This is a genomic window from Brucella anthropi ATCC 49188, assembly GCF_000017405.1.
GTDB lineage: Bacteria > Pseudomonadota > Alphaproteobacteria > Rhizobiales > Rhizobiaceae > Brucella > Brucella anthropi.
This window is the reverse complement of sequence record NC_009668.1, coordinates 957,090-968,891: the sequence shown is the minus strand read 5'-3', so window position 1 is coordinate 968,891 and position 11,802 is coordinate 957,090. Positions and strand designations below refer to the sequence as shown.

Genomic DNA, 11,802 nt, shown 5'->3' with positions numbered 1-11,802 from the left:
GCGCGGACGGGTTGCGCGGTGGCCTGATTCCAATGTTTCAATCAAAACAGGAAATGCTCTAGCATAGCACTTTCAACTGAATCAGTTTCCGACGAGATCAAAACGGTGGGGTATGAAACCAGCAATCGAGCAGCTCTTTCCCGGCTTTGAGATGCGGGAAGTGGAAACGAATGATGTTTGTTTCGCGGTCATGACTGGTGGTAAAGGCCTGCCGGTTCTGTTGCTGCACGGTTATCCGGAAACCATGGCTGCATGGCATCGCATTGCCCCTAAACTCGCCCGCCCCCGCACAGTCGTCGTGCCTGATCTGCCGGGTTATGGACGAAGCCGCATCACGTCCAATCCGGTTGGTGCCGGATCAAAACGCCGGATGGCCGCTAGTCTGGTCGCGTTGATGCAGGCGCTCGGGCATGAGCGGTTTGTTGTGATCGGGCATGATCGCGGTGGGCGTGTCGCCTATCGCATGGCACTGGATCACCCGGACAATGTGGTTGGACTGGTATCCGTGACGGTCGTACCGACTCCGGAAATGTGGGAAGGCGCCAGCAAGGCTTTCGGTATGGGGGCGTGGCACTGGTTCATGCTGGCACAGCCCGAACCGCTGCCTGAAATGCTTCTTTCCGGCAATCCTCGTTTCATGATCGATACGACCTTGCAGAAGATGGCGCATGGTCTCGACAAGCTGCATCCGCTTGCACTTGCGGATTATCGGGAAGCCTTTGACAGTGCGGAAGTCCGGCACTGGATATGCGAGGATTACCGCGCAGGCGCAGGTGTGGATGAAGCTGACGATCTTGCGGATCGGGCGGCAGGACGGCGCATTCATGCGCCGGTTCTGGTTTTCTGGGAACAAGGCCGACGCTATGGCGGCGGGCGCGAACCGCTCGATATATGGGCAGACTGGGCCATCGATGTTGACGGCGAAGGACTGGCTGGCGGGCATCTTCTGCCTGAGATGGCTTCAGGTCCAATACTGGCTGGGTTAGACCCGTTTCTGCGGAGAATCGATGCCGGTGCATTGGCGGCAGAACAAGTACGAGACCGTTAATCTTATTGAAAATCCCGCTATGTGGCTTTATGCGAAAGCAATCTTCCATATTTTTCCGTGGCAGAGACGTAATGAAATTTTGTTTGCCGGGCCTAGCAGGAAATCTGTTGCGCCAGGCTGACACCCGCATCGGAGGAGAACCGGAATGGATTTCACCCTGACACGCCGTCAGACATTGATGGGACTTGGTGCGTTGGGCATCAGCACGGCTTTCGGCTCCCCTGCCCGCGCCGCGACGCGAAATCTGGCCGTTCTCCATCTGGCGAGCCATGCGCCGAGCTATATCGCGCACGAGCGTGGCTATTTCAAAGATGCTGGTCTCGATATCGAGTTGAAGTTCTTTGAAGCCGCCCAGCCCATGGCTGTAGCCATCGCATCCGGCGATGCAGATTTCGGTGTGACGGCAATGAGCGGCGGTCTGATCAGTTTGGCCGACAAGGGTGCGATCAAGGTCATCGGCGGTGCGCTTGCAGAAGAAAAAGGCATTACCGGCAATGTCATTCTGGCCTCCAACAAGGCCTATGAAGGCGGGCTGACGGAACCGTCCAAGCTGGCGGGACACAGTTTTGGCATCACCACGGCAGGATCGTCATTCCATTTCATGGCGCACAAGATTGCCAAGGCCAACAACATTCCTCTTTCTGAAATCCAGCTGCGCCCATTGCAGAAGCTCGGCGCTGTTGTCGGTGCCCTGTCGACCGGGCAGATCGATTCCTGGGCCATCCAGCCCAATATCGCCAAGAAGCTCATCCGTGAGGGCGCTGCAAAGCAGATCGGTCTCGTCTCCGATTATGCGCCGGATTATCAGGTCACGACAGCATTCACGTCTACTAAGAATGCGTCCGACGAGCGCGCCATGACCGAAGCCTTCGTCAAAGCCTATTCCAAGGCAATCGACGATTATAATGCGGCCTTTGTCGACAACACTGCAGACGATGCAGCGCGCGACGACATTGCAACGATCGTGCACAAATATGTTGAAAGCGACAGCCCGTTCGAGACGGCAAAACAGAACCTGATCGATGGTGCTATGCGCATCAACAAGGGGCTGGCCTTGTCACTCAACAGCTGCGTGGAGCAGCTCGACTGGTTCCGCTCCGAAGGCATGGTCAAGGAAGCCGTCACACAGGAAAAGCTGTTCGACACATCCTATGTCAAGACAATTTGAAACTGGCTAAGGCTGGTTGAAACTGAACATTCCGGGCCGGCAGGTTTTGTCGGGCGCAAAGCCCGACGACAGGTATTCCAAACCGGGATGCGCGTCAAAACAACGAGATAGAGCGCGGATTTGATCCAATCATATCGAAACGCGCTCTAACGTCGAAGGGCGGACTTTCTGACTGGAGTTGAAATGGATCTGCAACTGAAAAATATCAGCCATTCTTATGGTCCGGTCGAAGTTCTCAAAGATATATCGCTTACCATCCCGCAGGGGCAGATCGTCTGCCTGATCGGCCCTTCGGGCTGCGGAAAGTCCACGCTCCTGCGTTTTCTGGGCGGTCTTGAGCGGCCATCTTCGGGCGAAGTGCTGCAGATCGGCTCGCCGCCGAAAGATTCACTCAATCCCCTCACCTATGTTTTCCAGCACTTTGCGCTGCTGCCATGGCGCAGCGTGGAAGGAAATATCAAGCTGGTGCTGGAGGATCACGGTCTTGGCCGGGCAGAAATGGACAGGATCGTAACCAATGTTCTGGAGCGTACCCGGCTGTCTGATTTCCGACAGGCATTGCCGAAGCAGCTTTCGGGTGGCATGCGCCAGCGCGTGGCGATTGCACGCGCCTTGTCGGTACGTCCTGCCGTCATGCTGATGGATGAGCCCTTGTCGGCGCTCGATAGCCAGACACGGGAGCTGCTGATGGATGACCTGATTGCGCTGTGGACGCGCCAGCCATTCACCTCAGTCTATGTCACGCACAATCTCAACGAGGCGGTGCGGCTCGGTCATCGGGTGGTGGTGCTGTCGCGACGGCCGGGACGGATCAGGGAGATTGTCGACATCGATCTTCCCCTTTCCGAGCGTCATCTTGGCGACCCCGTTCTGGAAGAAAAGCAGAAGCAGCTCTGGGAGCTGATGCGGGCGGAAGCGCAGGCAGCAGATCAGGAGTTGATCAATGGTTGAGATCGCAGAAATGAAGCAGTCCAGCCAGGATGTTCGCCCGGTTCCTTTCCGAGGTGGCGGTTTCGCACCTCAGCCGGTGCGTCACATGGCCCTGATCCTGTTTATAGCGCTGCTGGCGCTGGCGGAAATCGGAACCCGAAGCGGCTTCATATCCAATCTGACATTGCCACGCCCATCCGCCGTGCTGGAAACCTTCGTCCAGCTCTGGCAGACGGGCCTTCTGTGGCAGCATCTGCTACCATCGCTGCGGCGGCTTGTTGTCGGTGCCAGTCTTGGCATCGCGGTCGGTGTGAGTCTCGGGGTAATGATCGGCTTGTTCAGCTATGTCCGCGCCGGTCTGGTGCCGCTCGTTGCCGCCCTCTTTCCGATACCCAAGATCGCACTCCTGCCACTCTTCGTGATCTGGTTTGGCATCGATGAAATGTCGAAATACATGCTCATTGCCTTCGGCACCTTTACGCCCACCGTCGTCGCCACTTACGGCGCGGTCGATAATGTGGATCGTTCGCTTGTGCGCATGGGCCAGAGCTTCGGTCTCGGATGGTGGTCGATCGTGCGCAAGATCATCCTGCCCGGCGCATTTCCTGCGATCCTGTCCGGGCTGCGAGTGTCGATCTCCATCGCCATCATTCTGCTGGTTGCAGCCGAAATGCTCGGCGCCCAGTTCGGCGTCGGTTCCTATATCCTTGAAGCCGGATCGCTCTACGATCTTGAAAAGCTGTTTGCCGGAGTCACAATCCTGTCGGTGATGGGACTGATCGTCAATTTCATCATCGGGCAGATCGAGAAGCGTTTCTTGACCTGGCGCGGCTGATCGCAATAATATTTCGTATAGACATATTATTGTCGACAGAATGAAATGCGTTGTCCGCTTTTCGTTGCATGTTCTTACCGGGACGTTATACGAAGGGACTCTATCGCAAATTTTTGCGTCTCATTTTAGATGGCAAGATTCCGCGTCTTGTCTGTTCCCCCATTCATGAGGCGCTACCCGAAAAGGAGCGGAAATATGAGCCGTTATGGCAAAGCACATCGTCAGTTCACCGGATGTGACGAGCGATGAGCGCCGAACCAAGCCGTATTCAGCCGGAAGCAACACGCAAGACCGCAATCGCGCTCAAGGATGTGCAAATTTCGTTCAAGCTGGCCGATGGCGGCCGCTTCGATGCTGTCGCCGAAAGCAATCTTGAAGTTGCTGAAAACGAGTTCGTGGCGATTGTCGGTCCGACCGGCTGCGGAAAATCCACATTGCTCAATGCCGTTGCCGGGCTTCTCGTACCAGCCAGCGGTACGGTCGAAATCAGCGGCCAGCGGCTGCAGGGTCTCAATCGCAAGGCAGGTTATCTTTTCCAGCAGGATGCCCTCATGCCCTGGAAGACTGTCTTGGACAATGTCTCCATCGGGCTGGAAATTGCAGGCACCTCGAAGGCTCAGGCGCGCGAACAGGCCCGTGAGTGGCTCGGCCGCGTCGGTCTTGCAAGTTTCGGCGACCGCTATCCGCATATGCTGTCGGGTGGACAGCGCAAGCGCGTCGGCCTTGCGCAGGTGCTGATCCGCAATCCGAAATATCTGCTGATGGATGAACCCTTCGGCCCCCTCGACGCGCAGACGCGGGTTATCATGGGCGACCTTCTGCTGGACCTGTGGTCGCAGGACAAGAAGGCGGTCATGTTCGTGACCCACGATCTGGAAGAGGCTATCGCGCTGGCGGATCGCGTCGTCATCATGTCCGCCGGGCCGCGTGCCCGCATCATGGCCGAATATAAAATCCCCCTCGCCCGCCCGCGCGAGATTTCCGAAATTCGTCTCGACGACAAGTTTCACGAAATTCATCGCGAAATATGGAGCGCGCTCAAGGAAGAGGTTCTCAAGGGCTATCAGCAGACGAGTGGGGAAAAGAAATGAAAAAGCCTATGCTGTTTCTGGCGCAGCTCAGCGTGGCTGTCGTCGTTATTCTGGTCTGGCACCTCTTCACCGCCACCCATCTGCTAGGCAATCCGGCCAAGGCGAAGTTCTTTTTTGCGACGCCGGGCGATGTGGCGCTGCGCATCTATAAATGGTTCGCTGATGGAACGATCTGGTATCACCTCGGCATCACGTTGCTTGAAGCCATGCTGGCCTTTGCCATTGGCGCAATTGGCGGCGTGCTGATCGGGTTCTGGTTTGCCCGCAAGCCTTTGCTCGCGGCGATCTTCGACCCCTACGTGAAAGCCCTCAATTCGCTGCCGCGCGTCGTGCTTGCGCCGATCTTCGCGCTCTGGCTTGGCCTTGGCATCTGGTCGAAGGTGGCGCTCGGCGTATCGCTGGTCTTCTTCATCGTATTCTTCAACGTCTATCAGGGCGTGAAGGAAGTGAACCAGACCGTGCTCGCCAATGCGCGTATGCTCGGCATGAACGAACGCCAGCTTCTGCGCAACGTCTACCTGCCCTCCGCACTGTCTTGGATGTTTTCAAGCCTGCATACGGCTGTCGGCTTTGCCGTCGTCGGCGCGGTTGTCGGCGAATATCTCGGCTCGTCGGCAGGGCTTGGCTACCTGATCCATCAGGCGGAAGGCGTGTTCGACGTCACCGGTGTCTTTGCCGGCATGCTGGTGCTGACCGGGTTCGTGCTGATTATCGACTGGTGTGTAACGATCGTTGAGGAACGCCTGCTTGTCTGGCGCCCGAAAGCTGCCGGACACAACGGTTAAGAGGATTCAAGGAGGAAACCATGAGAACAACACGTAGAGATATACTGCTGGGCGCCGCAGCCTTCGGGCTTGCGGGTATTGCCTCGCGCCTGCCTGCCTATGCGCAGGATGCATCTGCGACGCCGGAAAAGCCGGAGCTGATGTTCGGTGTTGGTGGCAAGCCGCTCTTCTATTACCTTCCCCTCACCATTGCCGAGCGCAAGGGTTTCTTTGAGGAAGAAGGCATCAAGGCGACCATCAATGATTTTGGTGGCGGCGCAAAGTCCCTGCAGGCGCTGATCGGCGGTTCGGTCGATGTGGTAACCGGCGCATACGAACACACCATTCGCATGCAGAACAAGGGACAGGACATCAAGGCCGTCTGTGAGCTTGGCCGCTTTCCGGGCATCTGCATCGGCGTGCGCAAGGACCTCGCAGGCGAAATCAAGACGATTGCCGATCTCAAGGGCCAGAATGTCGGTGTCACGGCGCCGGGCTCTTCAACCTCGCTGCTGCTGCAATATGCGCTCATCAAGAACGGTCTGGCAGCAGATGCCGCTTCAATCATCGGTGTCGGCGGTGGCGCAAGCGCGGTCGCAGCCGTCAAGAAGGGCGAAATTGCAGCCCTCGTCCATCTTGACCCGGTCATCACGCGACTGGAAGTGGATGGCGACATCACCTTGCTTCTGGATACGCGCACCGAAGAAGGCACGCGCCAGCTTTTCGGTGGCACCAATCCGGCCGCGACCGTTTATGTGCAGCAGAGCTTCATCGATGCAAATCCGGTAACGACGCAGCGGGTCGTCAACGCTTTCGTCAAGTCGCTGAACTGGATTCACAAGGCTTCTGCCGATGACGTGGCTGATGCTGTGCCGGAAGAGTATCTGCTGGGCGACCGCGAGCTTTACAAGACCGGCTTCGAGAAGTCCCGCGCCATGTATTCCGAGAAGGGCCTGATTGCGGAAGACGGCTTCAAGAGCCTGTTCGAAATGCTCAAGGCGCTCGATCCGGAACTGGCAAGTGCGGATATCTCATTTGCGCAAACTTTCGATCCACGTTTCGTGGAAGCCGCAAAGGCATAATCCGCTTTGGGCAGGGGTATTCCCTGCCCTTTGCACCTTCGTCGCCGGAAGTTCAAAAGCGGCTCTTGGCAAAGCGCTCTTGCAGCCATTGGGCGGCTGGCCCCTGCCGTCGCCGCTTGTTCCAGATCAGCTCAAGCGCGACCGGATGCGCACCTTCGTCGAACTGCAGTTTCGGAATGACGAGTTCCGGCGCCAGCGGTGAATCCTGCAAGATATGTTCGGGAATGAATGCCCAGCCGATCCCTCGCGTGAGGATCTGCAGGATAACCCAGTGGCTTTCCACCCACCAGACCTCGGCACCCACCCGCAGACGACGGCTTTCAGCCGTATCGCTGTGCTTTCGGGCCATGATCTGGCGAAACGATCTCAAATCTTCCCAGCTGACCGCCGTATGAGCCAGTGGATGCTCTCGCCCGCAGACGAGAACCAGAGGCACCCATCCGATGGTGTGGAAGCCAAGTTCATCCGGCATCTGCTCGGCGCGCCACATCACGCCGAGGTCCGCCTTTCCTTCCAGCACAAGCCCGCTTATTGCCGTTGACGGCGGAAAAGTCAGCTCCAGTTCGACATGCGGGTATTCCTGCGCGAAGACTGCAAACAGCGTCGCGATAGCCGGTTCGGGATAAAGCTCGTCGATTGCGACCACGAGACGGCTTTCAACATGATCGCCGAAATTTCTGGCGACGGAAATCAGATGTTCACGCCGGGCAAGCAGCAACCGCGCTTCCGGCAACAGCCGCGCACCCGCCTCCGTGAGCACAGGATTGCGGGATGCACGGCTGAACAGCTTGACGCCAAGATCGTCTTCCAGCGAGGAAACCAGCACACTGACGGCGGACTGCGCCTTACGCAAATATCGCGCAGCAGCGGAGAACGAGCCGTGATCCGCTGAGGCCACAAAGGCTTCTAGCTGTTCGAGTTCGATACTCATTTATCGCAAATCCAGATAGTATCTAACTTTTCTTATCGCCAGAATAAGATAGAAGCACGCGCATTAACAACAGGGATTAAAGGAAATGCGCAGTTTTATGGACCGTGTCCGCCACGCAACGATGTTCGAAATCATCGGTCTGGCGATCTTCATACCCGGTTCCGCCTTCATTCTGGACAAGCCTGCAGCAGAGATGGGCGTGATCGGGGTTGTTTCGGCAACCACCGCAACCGTGTGGAATTTTCTGTTCAATCTGGGCTTTGACAAAGCGATGCTGCGTTTCACGGGTAGCGTCAACAAGAGCATGGCCGTCCGTGTTCTTCATGCAATCCTTTTTGAAGCCGGGTTGATCGTGCTGCTGATCCCGTTCATCGCCTGGTATCTGGGAATTTCGCTGATTGCCGCCCTTGTGATGGATATAGCGATTGTCGTTTTCTATCTGGTCTATGCGTTTGTGTTCAACATTGCATATGACAGACTGTTCCCACTACCGCTCGGGCAGACCGCAGAAGCGGTTTGACATCGCTTCAAGAGTGACGCGGCCGCGCCTTAGAGGCTGAATCCAAAAGCGGCATGTGTGTGCGAGAATGGTGATTTTCGAGTACCGGAGCACAATGTACTTTTGGGTACATAGTACCGGAACGGAGACAAGTTGCCATTTGCAGCCACACAGGGCGAGTTTTGGAGTGGGCTCTCAACAGGGGGCGCGGCGTTTGCGCAAGTTTGCCTGTCGCTGCTCCCAGGCGATGAGCAGCAGGCTTGCCAGCACGATGAGGAATGCACCGGCAAACACATTTGCTGCCGGAACCTCCGCCCAGATGAGATAACCGTAGATAAAGGCCCAGATGAGCCCGCTATATTCCACTGGCGCCAGCGCCGAGGCGGGTGCATGGCGAAATCCTTCATAGAGAAGGAACTGGCCGAGCGTCGATACAAGTCCCAGACTGATCATCAGAAGCCAGCCGGAGAGATCGGGGTCCTGCCATGTCCACGGAAAGGACAGCGCGCAGGCCAGACCGAAAAGCAGGCCGGTGGCATACATCTGCGTCATCGTAGTTTCGCTGCGGCTGACGAGCCGGACCAGGATCGTGCTCCACGCCCAGCAGAAACCTGCCACGATGCACATGGCGGCGGGAATGAGATTGGGCGAATGGGTGGGATTAGCAGCAACCGTTACACCGACAAACCCGACGGCGCAGGCGATCCACCTCCCCGGTCCGATTTTCTCCTTGAGCACGAGGATCGACAGGAACATGACCATGATCGGTGCGGAGAAATAAAGCGTGGTCAGTTCTGCCAGCTCGAGATGGCGGGCCGCATTGTAGAACAGCAACCACGCGCCAAGCATAAGTGCGGCACGAAGGACGATGGTGTTGCGATAAGGACTTCGGAAAATGGACGGATGGCGGCGATAGCGTATCAGTACGCCGGTAATGACTACGATCACCAGACTGCGCATGAACAATATCTGCGGCACCTGATAGGTCGCGACGAGCCATTTTACCATCGCGTCCTGAAGGGCGAAACAGGCGTAACCGCCGCAAGCAAGCGCGATGCCTGCGAGCGGTCTTGAGTTAACTGACCCGGTGACCATGGATTCCTCGATCCGGCCCTAGAATCCCTACTGCGGAAAGGGCCACGAACGCTGAATTTGCAGGACTGGAGCGTGTAAGCAAGGGGCTGATATATGACGGCCGCAGACAGATGTGCCAATGTAGCCGGATTGCAACAAATTGGGAGGCTAAAACACCAGAGATCGATGCGCCGCAGTTCCTGCCGTCACGCCGTCAGCGACCGACCAGGCGACGCTGTGCGCGCCACGGGTAATATCGCCCGCCGCAAAAATGCCTGGTACCGTTGTCGTCTTCAACCCGTCTGTCTGTATCGTTCTGCCGAGTGGCAGTTCATCCATTGCGCAGCCGAACGTGTCGGCAATCTGGCTGTTCAGCCAATTGCGTGGCCCGATGTAAAGCGCATTGAGTGGGACCAGTCGCCCGTCTTCAAGTTCGATCTCTGAAATGTCGATCCCCTCGCCGTGCAACGCACGGACCGGGCTGCGTTCTATCTTCACGCCGCGCCGTTCCAGTTCTGCGAATGCCTCCGCATCCGGCTCCAGTCCCTTGTCAATGAAGAAGGTTGTCGATCCCCATTCGGAGATCAGCATGGCCTGATGCACCGACATCGGCGACATATTGAGAACGCCAAGCTGACGGTCGCTGAATTCATAGCCGTGGCAATAAGGACAATGAATGACGGAATTGCCCCATCGTTCCGCGAGGCCGGGAATATCCGGCAGTTCATCCGATATGCCGAAAGCAAGGATCAGTCTGCGCCCTTCAACGATTTCGCCGCTATCAAGTTCGATCGCGAAGTTGTCGATTTCGCCACTACCGGAAACGGCCTTCCCTTGTGTGAACGTGACAGTCGGATAGGCTTCGACCTGCGCTGTTGCCGTTTCCAGCATGGACAGCGGGTTGCTGCCGTCCTGTGCAAAGAAACCATGCGAATGTTCGGCGAAACGGTTACGGGGTTTTCCAGCGTCGATCACGCGGACAGATCGTCTGCCGCGCGCCAGATAGGTTGCGGCAGACAAGCCAGCGAAGCTGCCGCCGATAATGATTGCATCATGATGCATGACTGCTCTCCAAATCGAATGTTACGCCGCGCTCCAGCGCGCGCTGATGAAAATCCGCGCTCAGCATGGCGAGCGTGACCTCGCCAAAACGCTCCAGAAGAAGGTTTTCGGCGTCGGTGAATGCCTTGCTGAGCGAGGCATTGACTGCCTGCTCCACCAGACAGCCCGGCATTTCGGTGCGGTTCCCCATGGCCAGAAGCGCTGGTTCCCCGATGGCCTCGTAAATGTCGCGCAAGGTAACCTTATTGAGGTCGCAGGCGATCTCCCACCCGCCGCCATGTCCCTTTTCCGAGCGAACATAGCCCTGCTCACGCAGGCCGCCCATGACACGTCTCACGACGACTGGATTGGTGGTCATGGCCTTGGCGAGAACCTCCGATGTGACAGGCCCTTTATGTTCCGCCATGTGGAGAAGGACGTGCAGAACGCCCGATAATTTGCTGTCTCTTTTCATGTAACTATAAATGTTACGAGAATCAGCAAATGTCAACACAACCAGTGAAAAGCACTGGGTCAGATAAATGTGATCGTTACGAAGTGGTTTGGGTTATCTATAGATTTCAGGCTTGTAACGGCTGCCAAGACGGTAACGATTGCCGGCATAGATCAGCTTGTTGACGGTCGCAACCGTTTCACCCGTCCATGTCCGGCGGTCCAGAAGCAGGCAGGCAATACCATCATCGAGACGCAGCAGACGCGCAATTTCCGCGTCTGGTGTTATCGCCGAAATGACCTGCTCAACCTCGGTCATCGGGGTGCTTTTCTGAAGATAATCGTAAGTCGTGATAGCCCGGAAGTCCTGCAATTCGTAATGCTGCACGAGGCTTGTATTGACGAACCGCTCCTCAAGCTGCACCGGCACATCGTTTTCGAGATGCACGATCAGCGAATGGGCGATGGGAATGCTCTTGCGCAGCTCGAACGCATTGAGCAGGCCGGGCGTCGGTTCGATAATGTCGAGGGTGACGACTTCGGCGCGGTGCTGCCCGCCACGCGCCTTGATTTCATTGGCGATGTTGACGACTTCGATCAGCGTCGTTTCCGGCTTCGGGGGCGCGACGAAAGTGCCGACGCCCTGAATACGTTTCAATATGCCCTGATCGGTCAGTTCGCGCAGGGCCCGGTTGACGGTCATTCGGGAAATGCCGAGTGCATCCACCAGTTCATGTTCCGAAGGCAGGCGATGATTGCCGGGCCAGCGACCGGAGCGGATGTTGTCCAGCACCTGCGCCTTGACCTTCTCATAGAGCGGCCCGGCGGTTTCGGGCAGTTCCATGTCGGCGGCATGATGGGATTCCGATTTGTCGCCAGCACCCAT

Annotated in this window: 13 protein-coding genes; 8 read left to right on the top strand and 5 right to left on the bottom strand. The window is 57.0% G+C overall.

The features are described from left to right. The first annotated feature begins 112 nt into the window (after positions 1-112). The 7 genes from OANT_RS18570 (at position 113) to OANT_RS18540 (ending at position 6,918) form a co-directional block, all read left to right on the top strand. The gene (locus tag OANT_RS18570) at positions 113-1,048 is read left to right on the top strand and encodes an alpha/beta fold hydrolase (RefSeq protein WP_012092990.1); all 936 of its coding nucleotides are present in this window, start codon (positions 113-115) and stop codon (positions 1,046-1,048) included. Between the two features lie 145 nt (positions 1,049-1,193). Next, positions 1,194-2,216, top strand: a complete 1,023-nt coding sequence (locus OANT_RS18565; RefSeq protein ID WP_012092989.1) for an ABC transporter substrate-binding protein — start codon at positions 1,194-1,196, stop codon at positions 2,214-2,216. A gap of 183 nt (positions 2,217-2,399) precedes the next feature. Continuing rightward, positions 2,400-3,167 carry an ABC transporter ATP-binding protein gene (locus OANT_RS18560; protein WP_012092988.1) on the top strand — a complete coding sequence of 256 codons (768 nt, stop codon included), beginning with the start codon at positions 2,400-2,402 and terminating at the stop codon, positions 3,165-3,167. Continuing rightward, positions 3,160-3,981 carry an ABC transporter permease gene (locus tag OANT_RS18555; RefSeq protein WP_012092987.1) on the top strand — a complete coding sequence of 274 codons (822 nt, stop codon included), beginning with the start codon at positions 3,160-3,162 and terminating at the stop codon, positions 3,979-3,981. The genes OANT_RS18560 and OANT_RS18555 overlap by 8 nt, the downstream gene beginning before the upstream one ends. 245 nt (positions 3,982-4,226) lie before the next feature. Further along, on the top strand, positions 4,227-5,072 hold the full coding sequence (locus tag OANT_RS18550) for an ABC transporter ATP-binding protein (protein WP_012092986.1): 846 nt from the start codon (positions 4,227-4,229) through the stop codon (positions 5,070-5,072). Next, the gene (locus OANT_RS18545; protein WP_012092985.1) at positions 5,069-5,857 is read left to right on the top strand and encodes an ABC transporter permease; all 789 of its coding nucleotides are present in this window, start codon (positions 5,069-5,071) and stop codon (positions 5,855-5,857) included. Before OANT_RS18550 ends, OANT_RS18545 begins: the two co-directional genes overlap by 4 nt. 20 nt (positions 5,858-5,877) lie before the next feature. Further along, positions 5,878-6,918 carry an ABC transporter substrate-binding protein gene (locus OANT_RS18540; protein ID WP_012092984.1) on the top strand — a complete coding sequence of 347 codons (1,041 nt, stop codon included), beginning with the start codon at positions 5,878-5,880 and terminating at the stop codon, positions 6,916-6,918. A 52-nt stretch (positions 6,919-6,970) separates the two neighbouring features. On the opposite strand, the gene OANT_RS18535 is transcribed toward OANT_RS18540, so the two are convergent. Then, positions 6,971-7,849: a LysR family transcriptional regulator gene (locus tag OANT_RS18535; protein WP_012092983.1), complete on the bottom strand. Its 879-nt coding sequence runs from the start codon at positions 7,847-7,849 to the stop codon at positions 6,971-6,973. An 85-nt stretch (positions 7,850-7,934) separates the two neighbouring features. Here OANT_RS18535 and OANT_RS18530 point away from each other — a divergent pair, with 85 nt between their 5' ends. Beyond that, positions 7,935-8,369: a PACE efflux transporter gene (locus OANT_RS18530; RefSeq protein WP_012092982.1), complete on the top strand. Its 435-nt coding sequence runs from the start codon at positions 7,935-7,937 to the stop codon at positions 8,367-8,369. A gap of 174 nt (positions 8,370-8,543) precedes the next feature. Here OANT_RS18530 and OANT_RS18525 read toward each other — a convergent pair whose 3' ends face one another. From OANT_RS18525 to hutC, 4 genes are all read right to left on the bottom strand, one after another. After that, positions 8,544-9,443: a DMT family transporter gene (locus OANT_RS18525; RefSeq protein WP_012092981.1), complete on the bottom strand. Its 900-nt coding sequence runs from the start codon at positions 9,441-9,443 to the stop codon at positions 8,544-8,546. 147 nt (positions 9,444-9,590) lie between these two features. Next, entirely contained in the window at positions 9,591-10,484 is an 894-nt protein-coding gene (locus tag OANT_RS18520; RefSeq protein ID WP_012092980.1) for an NAD(P)/FAD-dependent oxidoreductase, read from the bottom strand. Further along, positions 10,474-10,938, bottom strand: a complete 465-nt coding sequence (locus OANT_RS18515) for an Rrf2 family transcriptional regulator (RefSeq protein ID WP_012092979.1) — start codon at positions 10,936-10,938, stop codon at positions 10,474-10,476. Before OANT_RS18515 ends, OANT_RS18520 begins: the two co-directional genes overlap by 11 nt. Before the next feature lie 93 nt (positions 10,939-11,031). After that, positions 11,032-11,802 (bottom strand): histidine utilization transcriptional repressor HutC, encoded by a 771-nt coding sequence (hutC, locus tag OANT_RS18510; protein ID WP_012092978.1) that lies wholly within the window; start codon positions 11,800-11,802, stop codon positions 11,032-11,034.